The following is a 25,643-nucleotide window of genomic DNA, read 5'->3' on the forward strand; positions in this document are numbered from 1 at the left end:
TAAAATGCTTATTACAACATATGTATTAATGAGGGGTTGTACAATTTTTTATAAATAAAAGGAGGAATTATTATGTTTAAGAAAATGAGGAAGAAAGTGATTTATGTATTTGCAACATTTTTTTTACTGGCATTATGTTTTGGAATTGACCCTATGAAAGTTCAAGCACAGGATATTCCATCGATTACATTATCAGATACTATTGTTACCCTTGATAGTACACTAGAAGTTACAATAAGTAATGCAAGTCTTAGAGATGATGCTTGGGTAGGTTTATATGAGAAAAATGAAACACCTGATGGTAATCCAGCTTCAATATGGTGGAGGTTTCTGTCAGAGGTAGGTATTGACAATGGAAACGGAAATTTCACATTGGATTTATCTAGTATTGATAATGATAGATTTCAACCATCTAATGGGTACAAATTAGTACTATTTAGTGATGATCTAGGTTCTTATCCTATCGATGCAAGTAGTAACTTCCATCTAGTTGATGAAATTAGAGATGGTGGAGGTGATTTGGAATTTCTAGTTGTTAGCGATGTACATATTGGAGATTCAGTTGCACAGGAAAAATTCCAGAGAGCATTAACTAGAAGTGATGAATTAGTAGAAAATATGGATGGGATAATTGTAGCTGGAGATTTAACTGATACAGGTTATGGTAATCAGTATGATAATTTTATGGAAGTATATAATCAGTATGCTCCACAAGATGCGTTGAAATTATGGGTAATGGGTAATCATGATTATTATAATGGCTTATTACCAGTTCATGCACAAGATAGATTTGAAAGTAAAACCGGAGAAAAAATACATTCTCATAAGGTACTCGAAGGTTATCATTTCATTCAAGTCAGTACAGAAGGAGTTGCTACTCATGGAGTGTTTGGTAGTTCTCTAAAAGAGTGGTTGGGAGAACAATTAGAAGCAGCTTCTAATGATGACCCGGAAAAACCGATTTTCGTAACAGTACATCAGCATATCAAGGATACTGTATACGGAAGTGATGATTGGGGAAATGATGCATTATATGATGTACTGGATGATTATCCACAAGTAATAACTTTCAGTGGACATTCCCATTATGCTATAGATGACGAAAGGTCTATACATCAAAGAGATTTTACTTCCATGGGAACTGCATCATTAAAATATATGGAGTTGGAAAACGGTAAAATACAAGGTAGTGTCCCACCTGGTGGACATGAAGTCAGCGAAGGGCTTATACTCAATGTAAATAAAGACAGCAATACAGTTACAGTAAAGCGAATGGACTTCTATAATGATAGATTTATCAAAGATGATTGGGTTATAGAGGATCCATCTGACAAGACAAAATATAGGTATACAGATGCAAGAATAGAAGATAGTGAAAATCCATATTTTGATGAAACTGCTGAATTAGAAGTGGAGCATCTTAACTCAGATAGTGTCAAGATGACTTTTGACCAAGCTAAAGACGAAGATATGGTTCATTCGTATAAGATTCAAGCAGTAAACAAAGAGAATAATAATGTGGATAAAGAGTTTTTGGCATTCTCAGAGTTTTACAAATATCCTATGCCTGAGAAGCTGATTTTAGAAATTACTGGATTATCAAGTAATGTTGATTATGAATTCATAGTTATAGCAATAGACTCTTTCGGTAAAGAAAGTATAGAGCCATTAAAGGGAAGTGTGAATAAACCAACATTGACTTTATCAGAAAATGTTGTGAACATTAACGGTACCATAGAAGTGACTCTCAACAATGGTCGTAAAGAACCGGGCAACGAAGATTGGATAGGTATCTATGAAGAAAATGAAACTCCTGATGGCGATCCATATGCTATATGGTGGAGAACATTACCACAATTAGGTATAACAGCTGAGCAAGGAACATTTATTTTTGACCCTGAGAATATTTCATCCGAGAAAAAACATCGTTATCATGGTGGGGGCAAGTATAAATTTATCTTTGCATACGATGATACCTTTGATATACAAGCCACCAGCAGTTTTGAAGTAAGTCCTGCAGAATTAATTATATCGGGAGACTCTTTCGCTTTAGATGAAACTATAGACATAACCATATCCAATAGTAATAATCCTACTCATGCAGAAGATTGGATTGGTCTCTATGAAATAGATGAATCTCCAGATGGAGACCCTTGTTCAATATGGTGGGCTACATTGCCTGACCTAGGAATAACTGATGGAGAAGGAACAATTACTTTTGACCCTAGGGATATTCCCGTAGATAATCAAGATAGATACAAGGCTGGCAATGATTATAAATTCATCTTGGCTTATGATGATACTTATAGGATAGAAGCAAGTGATGATTTTAGTACTACCGAATCCAGCAAGAATAATATAGCATTAAACAAACATTGTAGTGCAAGTAGTGAACAGAATGTTTTCCATAAGAATTATCCTTGTAAAGCTAATGATGGTAGCATGTCAACTAGATGGTGTGCTAATAATGATGATAACAATCATTGGTGGAAAGTTGATTTGGGTAGTAATTATGATGTTAATGGAACTAGGGTAGTATGGGAATATGATGGTAAAATCTATGATTATAAAATAGATGTATCTATAGATGATGATGAATGGATTAATGTTGTCGATAAAACTGATAATGAATCAAGTAGTCAAGTTCAATATGATGATTTTACAGCAAATGCTAGGTATGTACGTATAACCATTGCTGATTTGGAAGATGATTGCTGGGCTAGCATTAAAGAGTTTGAAGTCTTCAGCTAAATTCTTATCATAAAAAATAGTTCTTATTAAAAGAACTATTTTTTTACAGGATGATTACATACAATTATTAGCAGTAGTGTTTTTTTCTACGTCTACGTTTTTTGCAGATACAGTAACATTTGCATACGTATTCTTCATATTTAGGTCTACAATGGCAACAATCTTTACCCCAATCATAATCATAATCATCTTTACAATCGTAATCCCAATCACAATCATAATCATAATCATAGTCACAATCACAATCATATTTATTATAACGTTTCATTTTAAACCTCCTTTAGAGCTTGTTCTACTATACTATATGCTTGTACTAAGTATATGGTTACACCTTGTCCTAAAAATATTTTAAATGTTGACAATAGAATGATTATCTAGTAGTATTAAATAAGATAATTAAGTATATGAATGTAAGAGGTAAATTTATGGCGAAAGTGTTCTTTAACTAATCTAATTTAATATAGGTAACATTAAGATAACATATAGTTATACTATAACTAAGAGGGTATAATTATATAATTTTGTGCTACAATTCCTATTAGGGGGAGATGGTAGCTATGCTTGATGTACCTAGAATAAGTACTCTTAATACCTATAGAATAGGTTTAATTAGTGTACTTATCATTAGATTTATTGAAAGAACATTTATATACTATAATTATCATTTTAAATGTATTATTAAATTTGTATAATTATGGCTGAAAATGAATGTATTCATTTTCAGCTTTTTTTAAATTTAATTTCTAAGGCGTAGCCTTTCTGTACAGAATAATAATAAAACGAAATAGTCGTTTTTCATTGATATAAATAAACGGAGGTAATACCATTGAATATAAAAGCATTAGAGCTATTGGAATATAATAAAATCAAAAGTAATTTGAGAGAATTAGCAATATCTGAATTAGGCAAAAAATTAGTTGATGATCTTGGACCTAGTGATGATATAGATAGAATAAGAACCCAACTAACTGAAACTACAGAAGCTAGAATAATCATGGATAAAAGTTCAGCTGTTCCTATTCAGAATCTAGTGGGTATAGAAAATGTTATTGAAAAGTTAGGAAAAGCAACAGCTCTTAATCCAGAAGATCTACAAAATATATTAGGTCTACTTAGGAGTACTAAAAAATTAATCAGATATATGGAAGAGAGAAAATATATGGCTCCAACAATTAGTAACTATGCTTTCTCCATGTATGAATTAAATGATGTCATAGAAGAAATTGATCGATGTATCCAAAACAATAGGGTCGTTGATAAAGCAAGTACACAGCTTGAAAAAATAAGGAAGAAAATCTATATTGCAGAAAATAGAGTAAAATTGAAACTTGAAAATATTATAAAATCTCCAGCTTACAAAAAATATCTCCAAGATAATATAATAAGTATTAAGAATACAAGACATGTCATTGCAGTAAAAAGTGAATATAGAAATAACATAGCTGGTAGTGTAATAGATAAATCTTCTACAGGTTCTACATTATTTATAGAACCAGAGGCAGTAAGAAAAGCGCAAAGTGAACTTGAACTACTTAAAATAGATGAGGATAAAGAAGAATATCAAATACTTTTATATCTAACCTATATGGTAGAATCATATAGTAGAGAGTTAAATATAAATATAGAAACTATGGCTTATTATGATTATATATTTGCTAAAGGGAAATATAGTAAAACCATAAATGGCAGAAGTGCAAAAGTTAATTTTGACGGTTACATCAAAATCAGAGGAGGAAAACACCCGATGATTGGTTGCGATGTTGTTCCTCTTGATTTTGAAGTAGGAAAAGAATACAGTTCCCTAGTAATAACAGGACCTAATACTGGAGGTAAAACCGTTGCGTTAAAAACCATTGGTCTATTTACCGCAATGGTACAGTCAGGATTACATGTTCCAGTTGAGGAAGGAAGCGAATTCGCTATATACAATGATATACTAGTTGATATAGGTGATGGACAGAGTATAGAACAATCACTTAGTACTTTTTCTGCACATGTAAAAAATATTATAGAGATTATGAAGGCTGCTAATAAATATACGTTAATTATTCTTGACGAGTTAGGAGCAGGAACAGATCCTGCTGAAGGTGAAGGTCTGGCTGTATCGGTATTGGAAAAACTATATCATAAAGGATCAACTATAATCGCTACATCACATTATAGTAAAGTAAAGACATTTGCTACGGAACATAAAGGTTTCAATAATGGTAGAATGACATTCGATTTGGCTACGTTAAAACCCATGTATAAGTTGGTAATAGGTGAAGCTGGAGAAAGTAATGCATTTATCATAGCTCTTAGATTAGGAATGCAAATAGATGTTATTGAAAGAGCTCATAAAATAACTTATAATGAAAGTAAAGATTATAAGAGTTTATTAACTAATGAGGATAAAGACTCTAAACGAATTGAAACTAATTATTATGAAAAAGCTAAAAGACCAAAATCATTGGATAGACAAAAACATGAACAGGATGACCAAAAAACAGTTGATTATAAAATAGGAGATGTAGTGTTTGTTCATACTATCAAACAAAAAGGTGTAGTATATGCAGAAGTTAATAAAAAAGGTGAAGTCGGAGTTATGATAAGAAATAAAAAGATGTTAGTTAATATAAAAAGATTATCACCTTTCCTAGATAGTAAAGACTTATATCCAGAAGATTATGATATGGATATACTTTTCGAAACGAAAGAAAATAGAAAGAAGAAGAAAACTATGAGCAGAAAGTATGTAAAAGATATGGTCAGAGAAATTGAGTAGATAGAAAGGAGATTAAGATGCTAACTCGTGATGAAGTAAAAAAATATATCTTAAATAAGCCAGGTGCATATGAAGATTTCCCTTTTGGAGATGATACACCAGTATTCAAGGTGGGAAGTCGTATGTTCTCACTTATAAATAAGGATAAAAAGGAACTAAGGATAAATTTGAAGAGTGATCCTGATGATGCTATTTATCTAAGAGACAATTTTGATGCTATAATTCCTGGTTATCATATGCATAAAAGACATTGGAATACAGTTATAGTAGATAATAGATTACCAGATGGTATGGTGAAAGACTTGATTGATAAATCCTATGAGCTTGTCTACAATAAGCTAAAGAAAGATGAGAAAGAACAAATAAAAAAAATATAAACATTTAAGGTGTAGTGAAACGTTGATTATACTGGGTAATGTACAATTGCTGCTATTTTGGAAATCGGTATATCGGCTATAGAACCTGGTTTATACAAGCAAGGGGGAGAATTATTATATGTCCTATTAAAATTAATCATATTTTTTGGTGATTCATCATGTTTTCTTACTACTCCAAGTGTTAGAATCAATGTAACGTAATCTTCATGAATTGCCGCAAGGGTACCAGTGAAATCAACGCTGTTATCATTACACCCTACAGTATGAATCGTAACTGTCTTATAAAGGAACTTTTTCAAGTTATCCGAGAATATATTGCCAACCATATTAATCACCATTATATTACTCTATATAATATTAATATATAGAGAATAAAACCTTTGTGATTAATTATATTAGATTATTGGTATAAATATTACTGATAGAAATTAACATATATTTATTAAATATATGAAATATTGTTATATGAAAAAAGCAGGGATATCCCTGCTTTATTAGTACTATTGAACAGCGTTTTGTACGAAAGATGCAATCTTGTCACAAGGTATTAAAGTAACAGATCCTAAATAATTGCAATTACCATAACCGCAACCACCACCGTAACCGCCACTACAGAAACCGTAGCAAGAGCCACCGCCACCGCAAGAGCCGCCACCGCAAGAACCACCGCCGCAACCGCCACCGCAGCCACTTAAATTAGTTCTACAAGTGTTACATCCTTGACCACAGCAAGCTGCACATGGGCCTTGAATTGGATAAGTTGGAGCTCCACCTGGGCAAGTTAATAACTTGATGAAACATTCTGTACAAGCGAGTACTATACCAGTAAAACCACATCCTGATGCGCCACCACTTGTTGTAAAAATAGTAACTGTTTGACCTATTAGTCTACCAAGATCATGATGAAAACCATAACCGTCAGCCATTTATTCTAACCTCCTTTTATTGTCTTGTCCTAGTATATAGTATGTCTAGGTGTACTAAAGTGTGAAAAATAAAATAGAAAAATTTTAATTTATATGCTATAATTTTAAAATAAATATAGTTTGTTGTGAGAGGATAGCAAAATGGTAACTGGTATAGAAAAATGGTTAAGTAAATTTGATATAAATAATACATGGTTAAGTATAGTTATTGCTATATTAATAATTGTTCTGATTTGTTTTGTTATCCAAAAAATAACTAAATATGTTATTCTCAATATAATCCAGAAAATAGTTTACAAAACTGATAATGTCTTTGATGAGATACTATATGAAAATAAAGTGTTTCATAATATATCCCATATCGGACCGGCTTTGGTCATTTATATCTTTTCCAATTCATTCAAATATAGTGAATTAATACAGGAATTCGTATATGCATATATTTTATTAATTCTTACATTAACCTTTTTTAGGATATTAGATGCGATACAGCAGATATACAGGACTAGAGAATTTGCTAAAAGTCGTCCTATAAAAGGAATAATGCAGGTTATAAAAATTTTCATAATCATATTTTCAGTAATGTTTTTGATTGCTATATTTACGGATAGTTCAGTTGCTTGGGCAATGTTAAGTGGAGTGGGTGGAATGTCTGCAATTATTATTTTGATTTTCAGAGATTCCATATTAGGACTTGTAGCTGGTATTCAATTATCAACCAATAATTTATTGAAAATAGGTGATTGGATAGAAATGAATCAGTTCGGTGCTGATGGAGAAGTCATAGATATATCACTTACTAATATAACTGTTGAAAATTGGGATAAAACTTTAGTTAATATTCCAGCATATAAATTCATTGACGAATCATTTAAGAACTGGCAAGGAATGATAGATGCAGGTGGAAGAAGAATAAAAAGAGCTGTTAATATTAATATTGACAGTATCAAATTCCTAGATGATAAATTATATAATGAATTATTGGAAATCGATATGCTAAGAGATTATTTAGTTGATAAACAGAAGGATATAGTTACATATAACAAGAAATGTAATATGAGAAATGAAATGAATGGAAGAAGGCTGACTAATGTTGGTACTTTTAGAGCATACATTTTAGAATATCTAAAAAGAAATCCTAATATACATAATGATTTCACTTTGCTTGTTAGGCAATTAGCTCCTACATATAAAGGACTGCCAATAGAAATATATTGTTTTACTAATAATACAGCCTGGGCTGATTATGAAGGAATTATGGCAGATATATTCGACCATATATTCGCTATAGTCAATTATTTTGATTTGGAAATATATCAGAGCCCATCAAATTATGATTTTCAGCAGATAGCAAATGACAAATGAAATAGGGGGATTAATAATTGAAAAAAATATTCAATAACGATTGGCAAGAATTATTAGAAGATGAATTTGATAAAGATTATTATAAAAAATTAAGATGTTTCCTTAAAAATGAGTATGATAATTTTACTATATATCCTGATATGTATGATATATTTAACTCGCTTCATTATACAGCATATAAAGATGTTAAAGTAGTTATACTAGGTCAGGACCCTTATCATGGACCTAAGCAGGCACATGGACTTAGCTTTTCAGTTCAGAAAGGAGTTAAAGTACCTCCTTCTCTTGTTAATATATATAAAGAGCTTAATAGTGACTTAGGATGTAGTATACCTAATCATGGAAACTTAACAAAATGGGCTAAGCAAGGAGTATTATTACTGAATGCTTCATTAACTGTAAGGGCTTCCAAACCAGCTTCACATAGCAAAATAGGATGGCAGATATTTACTGATAGGATCATTTCCCTGTTAAATGATAGAATAGAACCTGTTGTTTTCATACTGTGGGGAAATTATGCAATATCAAAAGAAAAGATTATTACCAATGATAGACATTATATCATTAAATCAGTTCACCCAAGTCCATTATCAGCAAGCAGGGGATTCTTTGGTAGTAAACCTTTTTCAAAAGCAAATAAGTATTTAAGAAGTATAGATACAGAAGAAATAGACTGGCAGATAGACGAGATGTAAAGGATGGATAAAAAATGGGTAAAACATTAGTATTAGCTGAAAAACCTTCTGTTGGAAGAGAAATCGGAAGAGTACTTTCATGTAAAAGAAAAACAAACGGAGCATTGATTGGAGATAAATATGTAGTTACTTGGGCACTTGGACATCTAGTTACGTTAGCCAATCCAGAAAGTTATCATGAAAGGTATAAGACCTGGAATATGAATGACTTGCCAATGCTTCCAGAAAAGATGAAGTTGGTAGTTATCAAACAAACATCAAAACAATTTAACGTAGTCAAGAATTTAATGAACAGTAAAGATATAAGTGAAATTGTTATAGCTACAGATGCAGGAAGAGAAGGAGAACTTGTTGCTAGATGGATTATCGAAAAAGTAAGAGTTAAGAAACCTATAAAAAGGTTATGGATTTCATCTCAAACAGATAAGGCAATAAAAGATGGATTCAGAAATCTAAAAGACGGGAAAGCATATTGGAATCTATATCAATCCGCAGTAGCAAGATCAAAAGCTGACTGGTATGTTGGACTTAACCTAACTAGAGCACTTACCTGTAAGCATAATGTACAATTATCAGCAGGAAGAGTCCAAACACCAACTCTAAATATGATTGTCCATAGAGAAAACGAAATCAAAAAATTCAAACCAGTGAAATTCTGGGAATTAAAATGTTCAGCTAATAATGTAGAATTTAATTGGGCTGGACATGAAGGCAATACTAGGTTATATGATAATGATAAAAGAGATGCAATACTGAGTCATATAAAAAATAGCCAAGGTGAAGTCAGAAGTGTTGATGAAAAATTAAAGAAACTACCTACCCCTTATGCATATGATTTGACAACATTGCAGATTGATGCAAACAACAAGTATGGTTTTTCTGCGAAGAAAACATTACAAATGATGCAGCAATTATATGAAAGACATAAAGTAGTAACGTATCCACGTACTGATTCAAAATATATATCCAAGGATATTGTGCCTACATTAAAAGAGAGATTGGAAAGTATAACTTCCAGTACGTATAAAAGTTTCGCAAGATCGTTAATTAGATCAAAACTAAATATATCCAATAGATTCGTTGATGATAAAAAAGTCACTGACCATCATGCTATCATACCTACTGAGCAAGTTGCTTTTTTAAATGATTTATCATCAGATGAAAGAAAAATATATGATCTTGTAGTCAAAAGATTTTTGGAAGTACTTTCACAACCATGTGAATATAAGGAAATAAAAGTCAAAATCGCTGTAAAAAATGAATTGTTTGGTGTTACTTATAAAAATATCATCAACAAAGGATTTAAAGCAATTGGTGCTAACAATGAAGATACAAATGAAAAAATCATTAAATTCAAAAAAGGTGATAAAGTAAAAATAGATAAAATCTTCTACACAGAAGGAACTACTAAACCACCATCAAGATATACAGAAGCTACACTTTTGGCTGATATGGAAAATCCTAAGAAGTTCGTAAAAGAAAGTAAGATGAAGGAAACATTAACTAATGTAGGTGGAATCGGTACAGTTGCAACAAGGGCAGATATCATTGAGAAATTATACAATACATTCTATGTGGAAGATAAAAATGGTAAGATACATCCAACATCTAAGGGTAACCAAGTAGTAGAATTAGTCCCAGAAGACATAAAATCGCCTATGCTTACTGCTAAATGGGAAATGGAATTGACCAATATAAGTAAAGGAAAGGTGAAAGAACCTGTATTTATCAATAATATAAAAAGTTATACAAGAGAAATTGTTGATAAAGTCAAAAAAGACAATTCTATTTTTAAACATGATAATGTAACCGGTGAAAAATGTCCTGATTGTGGGAAAAATCTACTTAAGGTAAATAATAAAAACGGTGAAATGCTTGTTTGCGCGGATAGAGAATGTGGTTATAAGAAAATGATAAACAGAATCACCAATGCAAGGTGTCCAGAATGCCATAAGAAAATGATTATGGTTGGTGAAGGTGACAAGAAGATGTTTATATGTAATAATTGTGGCTTTAAAGAAAAGCTGGCTTCTTGGAACAAAAGAAAAGAAGCTAATCAAAGTAAGATGAATAAAAAGCAAGTTAACAAATATATGAATAATATGAAAAAGGAAGCTGATAAGCCAATTAACAATGCTTTTGCTAATTCATTATCGAAATTGAAATTTTAATTCATAAAGGTCATAAAGGTTAACTCATTATTCAAAAAGTTAGCCTTTATATGATTACATAGATTTATATGAATAATTAATTGCCTTTTATAATGTTGAACGTTGTTTTGTGAAAAAATTTTATGCGTATTTGTTATTATAAGGAATTTAGTAAAATATTCATAATAATACTATTCCAAATAAAATATTTAACTTTACATATCATATAGATATGACATAAAATTATAGGAGGCAAAAAACATGGCAAAAGCTGGTATGAGAAGACCTGATGTAGAAGAACCACATGGAACAGAAAGCAACAGGAAACACAGAGATCCCAAAAACGATATAAGAATTGTTCCTGAAATACAGGGGAAAGCTAAAACAGGAAATAAAAAAGCAAAAAATATCATTGATTAAAAAGTTTGATGATTAAAAAAGTCTTTTCAAGATTATAAATTTAAGGTATTATATAATAAGGTATATTTATAAATAACTTTCGTAGTTTAATTAATGTTTTAGTTACTACGAAAGTTAAGTTATTAGAAAGGAGAAGTAATAAAATGGACGAAAATGCTACTAAGCAAACACCAGCAGAAATTACTGATGCTGTGGAAAAAGTAGAAACTAATGAAGAAGTTAAAGAAGAAGTTAAAGAAACAGAAGTTGTAGAAAATACACCTTCAATGGAAGATTATGAAAAAGAGATTGACAATACTTTTGTTAAGATTACTGAAGGAGATATTGTAGAAGGCAAAGTATTATCTGTTACTGATACAGAATTACTTGTTAACATAGGTTATATTTCTGATGGAATAGTAACATCTGAAGAGATTGTACATGAACAAGATGCTAGTTTAAAAGAAATATATAATGAAAACGATATCATAAAAGCACAAGTCATTAATCTTCACGATGGTGAAGGTAATGTATTATTATCTATAAAGAAAGCTGAACAAATTATCATATGGGATGAATTAGCAGATGCTTTCAAAAATAATTCTACAATTACTGTAACTGTTAAAGAAGCAGTTAAAGGCGGATTAAGATGTACTATAAAAGGTATAAGAGCATTTATGCCAGGTTCAAGGATATCAGTTAATTACGTAGAAGACTTGAAAGAATATGTAGGACAGGAATTAAAGGTAAAAGTTATTGATTTTGATGCTGAAAGTAAGAATGTAGTTGTGTCAAGAAAAGAAATAGAAAAAGTTGAACTAGATAAGAAGAGACATGAGCTTCTTGAAAATATTAACAAGAATGATAGACTTTCAGGTGTAGTTAAAAGAATAACTAACTTTGGAGCATTTGTTGATATAGGTGGAATAGATGGATTAGTACATATTAACGATTTGTCATGGAAAAGAGTTAAGCATCCATCAGAAGTAGTTAGCGTAGGCGATAACGTTGAAGTTTATGTACTAGATGTTAATAAAGAAAAAGAAAGAATTTCATTAGGTTTAAAAAATATCAATGATGACCCATGGCTTAATGTTAAACAAAAATACACAGAAGGAAATATATACCAAGGTACTGTTGTCAGATTAATAAGTTTTGGAGCTTTTGTAATGCTAGAAGGTGGAATAGAAGGTCTAGTTCACATATCAGAGATTGCTGATAAAAGAATAGAGAAACCAGAAGATGTTCTTGAAATCGGTGATAAAGTTTCAGTGAAACTATTAGGTATCGATGAAAAAGGTAAGAAAATAAAGTTAAGTATAAAAGAAGCTAAAGATGAAGTAAATAAAGAAGAATTCAAAAAATTTAACGATGACTCAGATATATCTACTAGCTTAAAAGATGTTTTCAAAGGTATAATGGATAATTTTAAAGAGTAATTTCTTCTAAGTAAATTTCATAAACCATTAAAGAGTATTCAATAGTGAGATTTCATTACTATGAATACTCTTTTTTTGCCTTATAGGAAAATAGCAGCCTGCCTCCTTCATTCTTGGCTATTGTATGAATGAATATAAAAATGTATTGAAAATATTCTTGTTTTGTGTCATAATTATTTAACGATAGTGTTAGTTTGATATTAATTTTTACTTGCATTTAAAACTAATTCAATAATATATTTATTATATATTATTATTAAAATAAATATAACATAAGGAGGGAATTATGAAAGAATGTCCCAAATGTCATGGTAAATGTTTAGATGAAGCTGAATTTTGTGGAATATGTGGTTATGAATTTACTGATTCAGTGCAAGGAATAGTTAATGAGGAGAATATAATGGAAAAAGATGAAAAAGGATTGAATAGTACTGATGATAATATCACAAATAATACTTCAGATGACGATCTTGTAATAGATGAAGAAGTTTATGAAATTATTGAAGAAGGTACTAATGAGATAAATGTTATACAAGATAGTAACAATAACAATAAACAAGAGAAGAAAAATAAGAAATTTTTTAGATTAGCTATTGTACTTATTGTAGCTGTTCTGATATTATCCGGAGTACTGATATTCGGTAATAATATTTTTGGTAAAAAAAATTCTGAAGACAAAATAATAGAAGCATATGAAAAATTGATTAGCGCTAATACAATGGATGCGAAATTCACATTTTCATTCAATGAATTACAGTTAGGTAATAATGATGCTTTCAATGGACAATTGGCTTTAGTAGCAAATATGTTAAAAGATTTGAGTATAGATATTGATACTAAAATCGATAAAGACGATAAAATTCTAGAAGGTGTATTAAATGTTAATATGCGTAACAATACTTTAGTTTCTGGAGACTTATATGTTAATGAAGAAGCCATTGGATTAAAGGTACCCTTTTTGTATGATAAGATGTTTTATGTCCCTTGGGAGGGTGTTTTTGAAAAGCTGAAAGAAGAAAATATTAAGACAATCAATTACAAAGATTATATAGAACTATTTGAAGAAATAAATGGATACTTATTAGAAATAGATAATAGTAAATATAAAGATATATATAAGGATTTTCTAAAAGGTACTATTAAAAATGTAAAAAAGGAATCTATTAAAATAGGAGATCAGAAGATTAATTGCGATAGATACCAATTAGAATTCAGTTATATTGAATTAATGGATTTCGCACAAAAATTTATTAATAAAGTATTTAAAGATGAAAATAATAGAAAAAGTGTATATGAATTAGTTGACAAAATCGCTGAAAAAATAATTGAAAACGAGGATTATACATATTTTGATATGAGTGAAGAAGAATTTAAAAGTAAAATTGATGAATTAAAAAACAATTACGAAAAAGTTTCAGATGAACTTGATAGCCGAATAAAAGAGTTTGCAGAAACACAAATCGATGCAGAAATTATGGAATTTAACATTAATCTATATATAGGAAAAAATAATACTATAAGGAAGATTGATTTAACCCAAGATATCATTGGTGAAGTAGAAAACATGAAAATGAGTCTTCGACTTGAGGCTATTATTAACTCTATGAATAGAAAGCTTGAGTTTTCTGGTATTGATGAATCAAATTCAGTTAATCTTAGTAATCTTAATGAACAAGATATTCAACAATTAATTATGGATATAGAGAATAGCGTTCAAAGTAAATTTCCTTTTATTGAATAATTTCAATAAAAATACTGGAGGACCAAAATTATAAATGATAAAGACATTTTGGGGATTATTTCAAAAAAATTTTAAAGAGTTAATAAGAGAAAAGAAAAGGACGATATTATTATTTGCTTTACCCTTATCAATGTTTGTGTTTGTATTTTTGTTTTTTACTAATAGTCAAGTTGAGAAAACATTTATAAAGCCTATTAATATAGGAGTAATAGATAATGACAAAAGTTTTTACAGTTCTGCACTTATTGAAGCCTATAAAGGCAATGAGTCCTTCACGGATTTTATTAATATTAATGTAGGTGATAATGAACTGAAACAAGAATTTATACATGGAGAATATGATGCATTAATAGAAGTTCCAAAAGATTTTGCTAATAAACTTATGCATTTTGAAGAAGATCCAGTACAAGTTAAAATTGCGTATACCGACCCTTTAAAAGCGGTTTTGTTTAAAAATGTAATGGAAAGCTACGAAAATTACATTACATCAGTACAAGTAGCAGTTGAAGTTCTATATGATAAGATGGAAGAATTATCTATGACTGGTAAAGAGATTTCATTATATAATAGTGAAATCTCTTATGAACTTGTTATGGCTTCAGTAGGAAGAAATGATTTTTTTAATTATAATGAGATAGTAAATATACCGTCTACAACATCAGTTAATTATTTTTTTATAGCAATAATAATGATGTTCCTAATGTATATATCTGTTTTTACTGCAATTGATTTATTAAGAGAAAAAGAACATATGTGTTTTAAGAGATTAAGAATAACTAGGGTTTCCATTTTTAAATATCTTATAAGTAAATTGCTTAGTTCAACAACATATATATTTATCATAGTTTCCATATGGTTTATAGTGATATCTGTTGCTACTAATCTAGAAATTCATAATAATATATTCTATATAATTATATATATAATAAGCTGTATATTGCTAGCGGTTAGTTTCGCTATGTTTATTTCGAGTTTGTTGAAAAGGGATGAAAGTGTTATATTAGTCAGTAACATTTTCATTTTTATCAATGCCATAATTGGAGGTAGTATTATCCCTCTACATTACATGCCTGATGTTCTAAGTAAAATAGCTATCATCACACCCAATTATTGGATGATAAAAGGAATGCTTCATTTAGACAGTAATTACAATTATAATAATGGTGTCATTATAATGGGCGTATTCATTGTAATAAGTATCATGTTAACATTTCTAGCTTATTATAGATATAAGAAAAGTGCTTAGTTAGTTAGAAACATATAGTTTCGATGATAGATTGGTGATAATATGAACAGATTATTAAATATAGTAGAAAGCAGATTGAAATTATTAATAAGCAGTAAAATCATAATTATACTATTAGTAATTATGATAGGCTTATTTAGTATGCTTGTTGGTACATTATATAGAGAAGCAGATACTAGTAGTAAAATACCAGTTGCATTAGTTGATGATGATGTAACTGATATGTCACGAAATATAGTTGATAATCTAAAAGATGATAAAACATTAAAAGTTATAGAATATACTAAAGAAGATGCGTTAGCTGATTTGAAAGATGGAAAATTAGAAGTCGTGTATATTCTGAAAAGAGGATTAGAAGATAATATAATTAAGGAAGAGTATCATGAAATTATAGATGTCTATTATCTAAAAGGTAGTACTATCGCTAGATTTATTGGAGATATATTCGCTGAGAAAGTTCTCAGGGACTTATGTTTGACTAAAAGCATTAATATGCTTAATAGAGCATTAGATAGCAATAATTATGATTCGAAAGATGATATACTTGCAGATGCATATAATTATGGTGTATCTATGCAACAATATGATACTAACAGACAATATTATATTAAAGTCAGTTATGTGGATAATGAAAAAAACAATATTAAGGTTAGTGGTATTGACAATAGTATAATATATAAGAAAATGATAATAGGGATTATCATTTCTTTTACAGCTTTTTTCTTATTATTCGCATCAATAAGCATTGTTAAAGATAAAGAAACTGGTATGCTATATAAAATTCAAGTAACTAGTACTAATAATGCAACTTTGATTGTAGGCAATTATCTAAGTCTCGTTGTTTCGGGAGTTGTGATAAGCCTGATTTTTTCAATAATCAATGGTATATATGCCAATAAAGATAATTCAACTATATTTATTAGTACTTTCATTGCCCTTGTAATGTATGTAATCAGTGTAGCAGCATTAATCATGCTATTTACAAGTTTTGTAGACACTGTTGCTACACATACTATGGTATTTACCATTTTCATATTAATAATGGGAATTGTGAGTGGTAGTTTTTTTAGTATAGATTTACTTTCTTCTAATGCAAGATATATTAGTTATATTATTCCTAACTATTGGACATTGAATTATATATTAGATATAATTACTATAGGTTTTAGATCAAAACAGTTATTTGAATATATTTTTATTATGCTGTTATACACAGTAATTATGATATCAGTAACTTATATCATAAATAAATACAGGAAAAAGGAGATATAGTATTATAATGAATTTAGCTGAGATAAGAAATAATATCAGAAGTAACAAAGATATAGAGGTTACATTAGAACACTTAGGTACTAATATGCAGTATAAGCAATATAAAGCTGCAATATATAATTTACTATTCAACTATATAACATTTCTTGAGATTATAGAGGAAGAAGAAATTTCTGGTCATATAGCTGAATGTATTGATGTACATGAAACAATAAAATACATTAAGAAGGTAATTATCGATTATAATGGATTAATTACTTTTAATAAAGATAGGAAACAACTCACAGATATTATAAATAAGATTCAAGGGGATATGGAAGTACTATCACATTATATAGATGAAGTAGAGATTTATGAGTATATTATAAATAGGATAGAAGGAAGATTCACTAATAATTATTATGAATTAGAAGATGATGAAAGTTTTGCAGGTTATCTGATACAAAATATTTTTGACACAGAAGATAATGTCGTGATTAATGAAAAAATTAAATTATCCTTAAGTCAGTTACCGATTAGGATTACTAAAAATAAATTCTATGATTATATTGAAGATTCTTTTGAAAAATATAAAGGTTCTTATATAACTGATTTCAATAGTTATATTGAACTATTAAAAGATGTAGCTGTTTTTAAAGATGATAATATAAGATTACAAAATATTAATACCGGTATAGATATTCTAAGAAAAACTGATTATAAGCATTTGGATACAGAGGGATTTAATAAGATTGATAATCTAAAAAGCTCAGTAGCTGAAAAAATAGATGATATCCATTCCGTGTATACCTTGGCTACTAATATCATAAATAATCTGATAGAAATATCTTATTGTGATAAATATGATTCATATATTGATGATAATGATCTAGTGATTGTAGATGAGATATTTAATCTAGTAAAAATTAAGAATAATAATTCTATTGATAGTGATGAAATACATAAATCATTAGAACGAATAGAAGGTGTCATTGAAAATAATTTCGAAGAGATCAACAAATATTCTGGAGTGTTTCAGCTAGCTAAAGACAAGTATAGGGATGAAATCGATGAATATGGATATTCTACTACATTCAGGAATATAGAAAAAATCGATTATATGTTATCTACCAGCAGTTATTTCGCTAATCCCGAATCCATGGATGATAAAAAAGATGAAAGCAGAGTAGATGAATTTACTTTAGCTAAGACTAAAAAAGAGTTTATATCATTTATGGACGATTATCTTAAGGATAAGGATAGACAATATAGAAGAGCGATTATGGCAAGATTATTTTACTATCTGCCTGTAGCATTTAAAAAACCTCAAGATATCCATAGTTACATTTTGAATTCTTTACAACAATGTTCTGATTTAAATGAAAAAAATGCTGCCAAAGAAATATTACGTGGTGAAATGGATGAATTTTAATAAACTACATGAATAACACATGATATAAATAAAAATTGATATGATACAAATATATTATTTCATTATGGGTATAATATTAATATCAACAACAGAATAAACAAGAAAGGTAGAAGACAATGGAGCAAAAACAATTTAATAAGTTTTTTGAAAACTATAAACATGCTGATGTAGATAGAAAAATTGAACTATATTGTTCTACACAGGGGCTGTCAGAAAGTCAATACATGCAGCTTCTGAGAAATTTTCCTGTTAATAAGATACCTAAGCTTGAGAGAGCACTTAGTTAGAATATTACATTTTTGTTAAGATATTAACTATATCTATCAATTGAAATTTATGAAGACATAGAAAGTATAGGTACGGATTGCAAGTAAAAGATAGATTATACACTATTTTTTATTAAGCAATCCCTTTTAATTAATGGGAACATTAATTGGTCATACTACCTATTAATGCCAAAAAAATATTGTATTATAATTTTTTTTTGCTATACTATTAATATAAAGGTTATTACAAATATATTAACTATATATTTATAGTTATATAGATAATATTAAAAGGGTGTTTATATGGAATTTGCAAACAATATATATATAGGTGAAGAAATTAGCAATAAGAAAGCTAATAAAATAATAAAAAAACTTAAAAGGAAAAAACATATACGAGATGTATATTTCTTGACATGCATAGAAGAATCAAGAAACCCTATGGAAATATTATTATCAACAGAATTATATAGGTTAATGGATAAAGGAAACAATATATTGATAGTTGGTATTGCACATGGAAGGGATAACGCCTTTGAATTGGTAAGAGATATTTATGATGATGTATATACTAAGTGTTCAAATGTAGATATTGAATCTTATTTTAAGACAAGCTAGTAATCAATTATGTGATAATAAACTAAAAGTGGTGATACGAATGAAGAGTTTAAATGTTGGCGTTAGTATTATTGTTGGAATTTTATTGTTTTTTGTATTATTATTTACATCAACAGAAATGATAGCTTATAATATTAATCATTATAAATGGCAGTTCGAAAAACATGAGATAACACGAGAAACCGAAATGGACTTAGAAGAACTCACTCGAGTTACTAAAAATATGATAGAGTATTTAAAAGGTTCTAGAGATACTTTAGATATGAAAGCTGTTATAGATGGTAAAGAACAAGAAGTATTTGGAGAACGTGAAAAAAGCCATATGGTAGATGTGAAGAAATTATTTGTAATAGGTACATATATCAGAAATATAAGTTTTATAATTCTTATTGTAGCCATCGCTTATATGGTATTAAGAAATAAAAAGTTATTAATTGTTACACTTTCTATGGTTAAATATGTATTTGCAGTAATAATTATGTTAATATTAATACTAGGTAGCTTGTTATTAATTAATTTCAATAAATATTTTACTATTTTCCACGAAATATTTTTTTCGAATGATCTATGGCTACTTGATCCTAAGACTGATATTTTAATTAATATGGTACCGGAAGTATTCTTTTTCCAGACAGCAATGATTGTATTAGGCATTTTCGTTACGAGCGTTATTGTATTACTTATAATTATTGAGAAGTTTAAGAAGAGATTGATTAAACATTCTTGACAGGAGTTCAAATAAAAATATAGGTGGTTAATTATGTTAGCTATATTACTTGGAATATTGAAGGTTTTACTATATATAATTTTATTTTTAATATTAATTATGGTATTATGTATATTAACCGTCTTGTTTGTGCCAATAAGGTACAGAGTTGAGGGGGAGAAGTATGATGCAATTAAGTTAGATGTTAGAGTCAGTTTTTTACTGCATATATTTTCTTTTAAATATCATATGGAGGATGAAACTAATACAAGTTTTAAGATATTTGGTAAAGATATATTGAAAAAGAAGAAAAATAAAAAAGCAAAAAAGACACATAGAAAAGATAGGTCCCCAAAAAAACATGCCAAAGATAAAAATAATGAAGATGTAGAAAATAATAATGAAAATATAAATTATAGTGCAAATATAACTGATGAAGAAACAAAATGTAGTATTGATATAGACCAGAAAGTTAAAAAAACTATAAATCAAGAAGAATCCAAAAAAGACAGTGATAAAATTAGAGCTGAATCACAAATTGAAGAAGAAGCAGATAACAATACAATAGAGAATAAAATTAAATCCAGTGATAGAGTTAATTCAAAAAGTGAAAAACATAATAGAAAAAAATCTAATAAAAAAAATAAAATGGAACAACATAAGAAAGAACATAAAAAACAACATAAAAAAGATAAATCTGCTAACGGTAAAAAAAATATAAAACAAGTATTGAACACCATAAAAGATTTTATTAAAAATGAAGAAAACAGAGCTGTCATAAAAATGATAAAAGATAAAATCTTAAAAATGATTAAACACATTTTACCTAAAAAATTCATGGCCAAAATGATTATCGGTACTGGCGATCCTGCTTCAACAGGATATGTAGTAGGTGCAGTTAGTATACTATACACAGTCACTGGTAATAAATTAAAAGTTGTACCTGATTTTACTGAAAAAATTTTCCAAGGTTGTTTTTATGGAAAAGGAAAAATATATTTAATAGTGTTACTAAAAAATACATTAAGTATTATTTTAGATAAAAGAGTTAGAAAATTATACAAAGCATATAAGGCTTGAGAAAATCGTTATTGTTAACGAATATAAGGAGGAAAATGAATGGAATCAAATTTTAAGAAAACTGTAGAATCATTATTTAATGGAATGGAGAATTTCGTTTCAACAAAAACAGTAGTAGGCGAAGCAATCAATATAGGAGATACTATAATATTACCATTAGTTGATGTTTCATTTGGTGTAGGTGCAGGAGCTTCAGAAGAAGCTAAAGAAAAAACTAAAGGAATTGGCGGAGGAGCTTTAGGTGCTAAAATAAGTCCAAGTGCTGTTTTGGTTATACAAGATGGACAAACACGATTAGTTAATGTCAAGAACCAAGATAGTTTAACTAAGATAATTGACATGGTTCCTAATATAATGGATAAATTTACTGCAAAGAAGAAAAATAATGCAGAAGAAGAAAAAGTTACAAAAGAAAATTATCCAGAAGACGAGGAATAATAAAAACTTAATATAGGAGAAAATTTCTTATGAAAAAATTATTTAGATTAGTGTTATGCTTATGTTTGAGTTCTATTGTTTTATTAAACGTTCCAGTATCAGCAATAGATAAGAATCCACCAATATCCGTAAAGATTAATGATAATTATATACTCATGGATACTGAACCTTTATTGATAGATAATACTTTATATGTACCATTAAGGGCAATAGTTACTGCATTGAATGCAGAAATCGTATGGGATGGTGAAACACATAAAATAACAATCAGCGAAGGAGAAAATAAGATTGAACTATCGTTGGATTCCAATATCGCTTATGTTAACGGTCACCAATTTGAATTAGATATTGCGCCACCTCTAATAAATAATAGAACAATGGTGCCTATAAGATTTTTTGCTGAAAGTATGGCCTGTACAGTTAATTATAATCAAAAAGTCTATACAGTAGAAATATCTAGAGATGGTATAGCTGTTCCTGCTGCAAGTATTGTTGACAGAGGTTATACAGATGAAGATCTGCTTTTATTGGCCAAGATAATTACTGTAGAAGTTAATTATATAAGTTTTGATGCGAAGATTGCAGTAGCTAATGTTGTGATTAATAGAAAAAATGATCCTCAGTTCCCTAATACTATAGAAGGGGTTATTTATGATAATAGGTATTGTGTTCAATTTCCACCAGCTCACAAGTCTAATTTTTCAAAGAAAGAGCCTAAAACAGATTGTATCATCGCAGCAAAAATGGCTTTTGAAGGTGTTAATAACGTAGATAAATGTTTATATTTTAATAATAGACCATTTAAATCAAAATCTAAAGATTTTTATAAAAAGATAGATTCAGAGTATTTTTATTATTAAATGTGAAAAATAGATATTGATAGATGCTATAATTTGATGGTATACTACCTATGTTTATAAGTAAGTTATAATAAATATAATTGAAACATATTTATTATACAGAGAGGTGAAAAATATTGAGTAAAAAATTTGCACCGATTTTTATAACAGTATTAATATGCCTGTTCGGCATTCTTCAATTAACTGGTATATCTTATTTGATTATTATTTCAGATAATATCCTATTTAGAGTTTTTGGAGTAATATTTGTTATAGTTATAATATGGGTAATTATTGCACTTATAGTTAATCTTGTAAGAAGACTAAAAGAAATAAAGGAGGAAAAAGAAGATGATCTTAGTAAATACTGATTTTATTTCCGATAAAAAGCTAGAAACTTTATCTATAGTAAAAGGTTCTACAATTCAATCAAAACATGTTGGTAAAGATATAATGAGCTCATTCAAAACCATTGTTGGTGGAGAGCTTGGTGCTTATAATAAAATGATGAATGAAGCAAGAGCGTTAGCTACAAAACGTATGGTTGAAGAAGCTGAATCATTGAATGCTGACGGTATAGTCAATATTAGATATGCATCAAGTGCTATTATGCAAGGAGCTGCAGAAGTTATTGCATATGGTACAGCAGTTAAATTTGTAGAATAATCATAATCTAGGCTATAATTGCCTAGATTTTTTGGTATTAATAATAAGAGAACTTTGTTTGCTGTAATTATTTTGACACAGAATAATAGTAGAAAGGATTAAATGATATGTACTCACATGTAGATTGTATATCTTGTATAATTAATAAAGCTAATGAGCTGGCTGATAAATATATCACTGATAAAAAAGAAAAATATAAATTCATGAATAAAGTATTACGTGACATTGCTGATACGGAATATGAAAAAACAGCACCATACATAAGTGCAAAAACAAATAGGATTTTACATAGTATAACAGGAGTAGTTGATTTTTATAAAGAAGAAAAAGTTCTGTACAATGAAAAAATGTTAGCAATGGAAAACGATATGAGAGAAATGATTGGAAAATCCAATGATAGATTAGTAGATGCTCTTAGAATAGCAATGGCAGGTAATGTAATCGATTTTGGAGCACTTAAAAATATCAGTATGGAACTTATAGAAGAGATTATCCGTAAAACCATGGATAGTGAAGTTAATGACGATGCTTATGATAAGTTTATTAATGAACTTTCCAAAGCAAAAACTATTTTATACTTAGGAGATAATACCGGTGAGGTAGTTTGTGATAAAATATTAATGGATGAAATTACCAATAAATTTCCTGATGTAACAATCTATTTTGCAACTAGAGGCGAACCAGTTCTTAACGATGTCAATGAAGAAGATGCCTATTTAGTTGGGATAGATAAATATGCTAAGATAATTAATAATGGGACTGATATACCTGGAACAGATTTAGATGAAGTATCAGATGAATTTAAAGATATTTTCTATAATAAGGCAGATGTTATCATTTCAAAAGGACAAGGGAATTTTGAAACATTATCTGGTAGCGGTCATAACATATTTTATTTATTTTTATGTAAATGTGATATGATTACAAGAATACTTAATATAGAAAAACTATCTGCAATGTTTTTGTATGAGAAGGATATTGATAAAACTTTATTATAAATATCATTTTTTCTTCTTCTTCATAACTTTTTCATATTGTTATTCTATAATTATATTAACAAATCGAAAAGGAGGCATTATATATGAAGACATTAAAAAACATTACAATAGGTTTGTTAGGAACACTATTAATAGGAACAGTAGCATTTGCAGCTACGCCTGCTGAGATTTATTCAGAAGTTACAGGAGTAACAGAAGAAGAAGCTTATGACTTAAGGCAGGATGGTCAGACTTTTGGAGAACTTGCAGAAGAAAACGGTGTGTATGAAGAATTTACAGACAAGATGCTGGAAGAAAAGATTACAATAATTGAAGACAAAGTAGATCAAGAATTACTGACAAGAGAAGAAGCTGACGAATTAATTGCTAAGCTAAAAGATAACGTTGGTAATTGTGATCCTTCTAATCCACCAAGACTAGGACAAGAAGTAGGATTGAATTGTGGAAACGGAAATGGTAAAGGAAATGGAGCATGTAATGGTGCTAGATTAAGAAATGGTAATGGAAACGGAAATGGTAACGGATATGGAAGAAACGGAGGCAGAGGTTATGGCCTCGGAAGAAAAAACTAATTAACTATACTTACTAAAAAGCAGCTTAGAAAGCTGCTTTTTTCATATCAAATATTAAATTGGAAAGTTCTATTTATTATTTCCTTGAAATCTTTTGTAGGCGTAGCCTCTTTGGTTTAAAATAAGGAGAATAATGCTATGTAGTACTTTGCTTGCATAGATAATACGCTTTTGATAAAATATAATAAATACTAATTGGTTATGGAAAGGATAGAATATGAAAGAGAAGATACTGGTTATTGATGATGAACATGGATTATTAGAAGTAGTTGAAGCATATTTACTTAAAGAAGGTTATGAAGTATTTACTGTGGATAATGGTAATGAAGCTTTATTGATGTATGATGAAATCAATCCTGATTTTATTGTATTGGATTTAATGCTTCCAGATGTTTCTGGAGAAAATATATGTAAAATTATTAGAGAGAAATCAGATGTACCTATTCTGATGTTAACTGCAAAAAATATGGAAGAGGATAAAATAAATGGATTAGCTTTAGGTGCAGATGATTATTTAACAAAACCTTTTAGTCCAAGAGAATTGGTCATGAGAATTAAGGCAATATTAAGACGAACTAATAAAGGCAAATATGGTTATGATAATACTATGATATCATTCAATAATAAAGATATACTAATTAATAAAGATGAACATATCGTGAAAAAGTCAGGTGAAATCCTTAATGTAACCCCTAATGAGTATGAGATACTTCTTCTTTTTGCAAGAAATCCTAATAAAGTTTTTACTAGGGCGCAAATAATAGACGCAGCATTAGGATATGAATTCATAGGATATGACAGGACTATAGATGCCCATATAAAAAATCTACGGAAGAAGATTGAAGATGATATAAAAGATCCAAAATATATACTAACTGTTTATGGTGTAGGATATAAGTTCAAAGGGAAACAAGACTAAAAACT

The 25,643-nt window shown here is 29.0% G+C and carries 26 protein-coding genes; 23 read left to right on the forward strand and 3 right to left on the reverse strand.

The annotated features are described in order from the left end of the window. The first annotated feature begins 72 nt into the window (after positions 1-72). Positions 73-2,751, forward strand: coding sequence for a discoidin domain-containing protein (locus QMG30_RS10180; protein ID WP_281815080.1), 2,679 nt, complete (start codon positions 73-75; stop codon positions 2,749-2,751). Positions 2,752-2,818: 67 nt separating this feature from the next. On the opposite strand, the gene QMG30_RS10185 is transcribed toward QMG30_RS10180, so the two are convergent. After that, positions 2,819-3,019, reverse strand: a complete 201-nt coding sequence (locus QMG30_RS10185) for a hypothetical protein (protein WP_281815081.1) — start codon at positions 3,017-3,019, stop codon at positions 2,819-2,821. Positions 3,020-3,577: 558 nt separating this feature from the next. Between QMG30_RS10185 and QMG30_RS10190 the strand changes: the two genes are divergently transcribed. Next, positions 3,578-5,515, forward strand: coding sequence for an endonuclease MutS2 (locus QMG30_RS10190; RefSeq protein ID WP_281815082.1), 1,938 nt, complete (start codon positions 3,578-3,580; stop codon positions 5,513-5,515). 17 nt (positions 5,516-5,532) lie between these two features. Continuing rightward, positions 5,533-5,892 carry an MmcQ/YjbR family DNA-binding protein gene (locus QMG30_RS10195; protein ID WP_281815083.1) on the forward strand — a complete coding sequence of 120 codons (360 nt, stop codon included), beginning with the start codon at positions 5,533-5,535 and terminating at the stop codon, positions 5,890-5,892. A gap of 26 nt (positions 5,893-5,918) precedes the next feature. Here the strand turns inward: QMG30_RS10195 and QMG30_RS10200 are convergent, their stop codons facing one another. Both QMG30_RS10200 and QMG30_RS10205 read right to left on the reverse strand, forming a co-directional pair. Continuing rightward, the gene (locus QMG30_RS10200; protein WP_281815085.1) at positions 5,919-6,218 is read right to left on the reverse strand and encodes a hypothetical protein; all 300 of its coding nucleotides are present in this window, start codon (positions 6,216-6,218) and stop codon (positions 5,919-5,921) included. Between the two features lie 174 nt (positions 6,219-6,392). Then, the gene (locus tag QMG30_RS10205) at positions 6,393-6,818 is read right to left on the reverse strand and encodes a hypothetical protein (RefSeq protein ID WP_281815087.1); all 426 of its coding nucleotides are present in this window, start codon (positions 6,816-6,818) and stop codon (positions 6,393-6,395) included. Between the two features lie 141 nt (positions 6,819-6,959). Between QMG30_RS10205 and QMG30_RS10210 the strand changes: the two genes are divergently transcribed. From QMG30_RS10210 to QMG30_RS10305, 20 genes are all read left to right on the forward strand, one after another. Then, a complete protein-coding gene (locus QMG30_RS10210) occupies positions 6,960-8,183 on the forward strand; it encodes a mechanosensitive ion channel family protein (protein WP_281815088.1) in 1,224 nt (407 codons plus the stop codon). A 17-nt stretch (positions 8,184-8,200) separates the two neighbouring features. Further along, a complete protein-coding gene (locus QMG30_RS10215; RefSeq protein ID WP_281815090.1) occupies positions 8,201-8,878 on the forward strand; it encodes a uracil-DNA glycosylase in 678 nt (225 codons plus the stop codon). Between the two features lie 14 nt (positions 8,879-8,892). Further along, complete coding sequence (locus tag QMG30_RS10220) at positions 8,893-11,049, forward strand: DNA topoisomerase III (RefSeq protein ID WP_281815091.1); 2,157 nt, start codon at positions 8,893-8,895, stop codon at positions 11,047-11,049. Positions 11,050-11,289: 240 nt separating this feature from the next. Further along, positions 11,290-11,448 (forward strand): hypothetical protein, encoded by a 159-nt coding sequence (locus QMG30_RS10225; protein WP_281815092.1) that lies wholly within the window; start codon positions 11,290-11,292, stop codon positions 11,446-11,448. A 143-nt stretch (positions 11,449-11,591) separates the two neighbouring features. Beyond that, positions 11,592-12,866, forward strand: a complete 1,275-nt coding sequence (gene rpsA, locus QMG30_RS10230) for a 30S ribosomal protein S1 (protein WP_281815094.1) — start codon at positions 11,592-11,594, stop codon at positions 12,864-12,866. Positions 12,867-13,152: 286 nt separating this feature from the next. Beyond that, positions 13,153-14,607: a zinc ribbon domain-containing protein gene (locus tag QMG30_RS10235; RefSeq protein WP_281815096.1), complete on the forward strand. Its 1,455-nt coding sequence runs from the start codon at positions 13,153-13,155 to the stop codon at positions 14,605-14,607. 34 nt (positions 14,608-14,641) lie between these two features. After that, positions 14,642-15,853, forward strand: a complete 1,212-nt coding sequence (locus QMG30_RS10240) for an ABC transporter permease (RefSeq protein ID WP_281815097.1) — start codon at positions 14,642-14,644, stop codon at positions 15,851-15,853. Positions 15,854-15,895: 42 nt separating this feature from the next. Then, positions 15,896-17,125 (forward strand): ABC transporter permease, encoded by a 1,230-nt coding sequence (locus tag QMG30_RS10245; protein WP_281815098.1) that lies wholly within the window; start codon positions 15,896-15,898, stop codon positions 17,123-17,125. A 7-nt stretch (positions 17,126-17,132) separates the two neighbouring features. After that, the gene (locus tag QMG30_RS10250) at positions 17,133-18,536 is read left to right on the forward strand and encodes a hypothetical protein (protein ID WP_281815099.1); all 1,404 of its coding nucleotides are present in this window, start codon (positions 17,133-17,135) and stop codon (positions 18,534-18,536) included. A gap of 116 nt (positions 18,537-18,652) precedes the next feature. After that, positions 18,653-18,823: a hypothetical protein gene (locus tag QMG30_RS10255; RefSeq protein WP_281815100.1), complete on the forward strand. Its 171-nt coding sequence runs from the start codon at positions 18,653-18,655 to the stop codon at positions 18,821-18,823. Between the two features lie 282 nt (positions 18,824-19,105). Continuing rightward, positions 19,106-19,420 carry a hypothetical protein gene (locus QMG30_RS10260; protein WP_281815101.1) on the forward strand — a complete coding sequence of 105 codons (315 nt, stop codon included), beginning with the start codon at positions 19,106-19,108 and terminating at the stop codon, positions 19,418-19,420. Positions 19,421-19,460: 40 nt separating this feature from the next. Then, positions 19,461-20,147, forward strand: a complete 687-nt coding sequence (locus tag QMG30_RS10265) for a TIGR01906 family membrane protein (RefSeq protein WP_281815102.1) — start codon at positions 19,461-19,463, stop codon at positions 20,145-20,147. A 33-nt stretch (positions 20,148-20,180) separates the two neighbouring features. Next, positions 20,181-21,206 carry a DUF2953 domain-containing protein gene (locus QMG30_RS10270; RefSeq protein WP_281815103.1) on the forward strand — a complete coding sequence of 342 codons (1,026 nt, stop codon included), beginning with the start codon at positions 20,181-20,183 and terminating at the stop codon, positions 21,204-21,206. 39 nt (positions 21,207-21,245) lie between these two features. Further along, on the forward strand, positions 21,246-21,644 hold the full coding sequence (locus QMG30_RS10275) for a GerW family sporulation protein (RefSeq protein ID WP_281815106.1): 399 nt from the start codon (positions 21,246-21,248) through the stop codon (positions 21,642-21,644). A 29-nt stretch (positions 21,645-21,673) separates the two neighbouring features. Further along, positions 21,674-22,504: a stalk domain-containing protein gene (locus QMG30_RS10280; protein WP_281815107.1), complete on the forward strand. Its 831-nt coding sequence runs from the start codon at positions 21,674-21,676 to the stop codon at positions 22,502-22,504. A gap of 116 nt (positions 22,505-22,620) precedes the next feature. Continuing rightward, entirely contained in the window at positions 22,621-22,854 is a 234-nt protein-coding gene (locus QMG30_RS10285) for a hypothetical protein (RefSeq protein WP_281815108.1), read from the forward strand. Further along, positions 22,835-23,149, forward strand: coding sequence for a YbjQ family protein (locus tag QMG30_RS10290; protein WP_281815109.1), 315 nt, complete (start codon positions 22,835-22,837; stop codon positions 23,147-23,149). The genes QMG30_RS10285 and QMG30_RS10290 overlap by 20 nt, the downstream gene beginning before the upstream one ends. A 107-nt stretch (positions 23,150-23,256) precedes the next feature. Further along, the gene (locus QMG30_RS10295; RefSeq protein WP_281815111.1) at positions 23,257-24,147 is read left to right on the forward strand and encodes a damage-control phosphatase ARMT1 family protein; all 891 of its coding nucleotides are present in this window, start codon (positions 23,257-23,259) and stop codon (positions 24,145-24,147) included. An 83-nt stretch (positions 24,148-24,230) separates the two neighbouring features. Next, complete coding sequence (locus QMG30_RS10300) at positions 24,231-24,719, forward strand: hypothetical protein (protein ID WP_281815112.1); 489 nt, start codon at positions 24,231-24,233, stop codon at positions 24,717-24,719. 217 nt (positions 24,720-24,936) lie between these two features. Then, complete coding sequence (locus QMG30_RS10305) at positions 24,937-25,638, forward strand: response regulator transcription factor (RefSeq protein ID WP_281815113.1); 702 nt, start codon at positions 24,937-24,939, stop codon at positions 25,636-25,638. The last annotated feature ends 5 nt before the right edge of the window (positions 25,639-25,643 follow it).

This window comes from Vallitalea longa, from assembly GCF_027923465.1.
Taxonomy (GTDB): domain Bacteria; phylum Bacillota; class Clostridia; order Lachnospirales; family Vallitaleaceae; genus Vallitalea; species Vallitalea longa.

What these genes read in the sequence shown, in the direction of transcription:
- QMG30_RS10180 (WP_281815080.1), top strand. Translation starts at nt 73, where the DNA reads ATGTTTAAGAAAATGAGGAAGAAAGTGATTTATGTATTTGCAACATTT.
- QMG30_RS10185 (WP_281815081.1), bottom strand. Translation starts at nt 3,019, where the DNA reads ATGAAACGTTATAATAAATATGATTGTGATTGTGACTATGATTATGAT.
- QMG30_RS10195 (WP_281815083.1), top strand. Translation starts at nt 5,533, where the DNA reads ATGCTAACTCGTGATGAAGTAAAAAAATATATCTTAAATAAGCCAGGT.
- QMG30_RS10200 (WP_281815085.1), bottom strand. Translation starts at nt 6,218, where the DNA reads ATGGTTGGCAATATATTCTCGGATAACTTGAAAAAGTTCCTTTATAAG.
- QMG30_RS10205 (WP_281815087.1), bottom strand. Translation starts at nt 6,818, where the DNA reads ATGGCTGACGGTTATGGTTTTCATCATGATCTTGGTAGACTAATAGGT.
- QMG30_RS10210 (WP_281815088.1), top strand. Translation starts at nt 6,960, where the DNA reads ATGGTAACTGGTATAGAAAAATGGTTAAGTAAATTTGATATAAATAAT.
- QMG30_RS10220 (WP_281815091.1), top strand. Translation starts at nt 8,893, where the DNA reads ATGGGTAAAACATTAGTATTAGCTGAAAAACCTTCTGTTGGAAGAGAA.
- QMG30_RS10225 (WP_281815092.1), top strand. Translation starts at nt 11,290, where the DNA reads ATGGCAAAAGCTGGTATGAGAAGACCTGATGTAGAAGAACCACATGGA.
- rpsA (WP_281815094.1), top strand. Translation starts at nt 11,592, where the DNA reads ATGGACGAAAATGCTACTAAGCAAACACCAGCAGAAATTACTGATGCT.
- QMG30_RS10235 (WP_281815096.1), top strand. Translation starts at nt 13,153, where the DNA reads ATGAAAGAATGTCCCAAATGTCATGGTAAATGTTTAGATGAAGCTGAA.
- QMG30_RS10240 (WP_281815097.1), top strand. Translation starts at nt 14,642, where the DNA reads ATGATAAAGACATTTTGGGGATTATTTCAAAAAAATTTTAAAGAGTTA.
- QMG30_RS10245 (WP_281815098.1), top strand. Translation starts at nt 15,896, where the DNA reads ATGAACAGATTATTAAATATAGTAGAAAGCAGATTGAAATTATTAATA.
- QMG30_RS10250 (WP_281815099.1), top strand. Translation starts at nt 17,133, where the DNA reads ATGAATTTAGCTGAGATAAGAAATAATATCAGAAGTAACAAAGATATA.
- QMG30_RS10255 (WP_281815100.1), top strand. Translation starts at nt 18,653, where the DNA reads ATGGAGCAAAAACAATTTAATAAGTTTTTTGAAAACTATAAACATGCT.
- QMG30_RS10260 (WP_281815101.1), top strand. Translation starts at nt 19,106, where the DNA reads ATGGAATTTGCAAACAATATATATATAGGTGAAGAAATTAGCAATAAG.
- QMG30_RS10265 (WP_281815102.1), top strand. Translation starts at nt 19,461, where the DNA reads ATGAAGAGTTTAAATGTTGGCGTTAGTATTATTGTTGGAATTTTATTG.
- QMG30_RS10270 (WP_281815103.1), top strand. Translation starts at nt 20,181, where the DNA reads ATGTTAGCTATATTACTTGGAATATTGAAGGTTTTACTATATATAATT.
- QMG30_RS10275 (WP_281815106.1), top strand. Translation starts at nt 21,246, where the DNA reads ATGGAATCAAATTTTAAGAAAACTGTAGAATCATTATTTAATGGAATG.
- QMG30_RS10280 (WP_281815107.1), top strand. Translation starts at nt 21,674, where the DNA reads ATGAAAAAATTATTTAGATTAGTGTTATGCTTATGTTTGAGTTCTATT.
- QMG30_RS10290 (WP_281815109.1), top strand. Translation starts at nt 22,835, where the DNA reads ATGATCTTAGTAAATACTGATTTTATTTCCGATAAAAAGCTAGAAACT.
- QMG30_RS10295 (WP_281815111.1), top strand. Translation starts at nt 23,257, where the DNA reads ATGTACTCACATGTAGATTGTATATCTTGTATAATTAATAAAGCTAAT.
- QMG30_RS10300 (WP_281815112.1), top strand. Translation starts at nt 24,231, where the DNA reads ATGAAGACATTAAAAAACATTACAATAGGTTTGTTAGGAACACTATTA.
- QMG30_RS10305 (WP_281815113.1), top strand. Translation starts at nt 24,937, where the DNA reads ATGAAAGAGAAGATACTGGTTATTGATGATGAACATGGATTATTAGAA.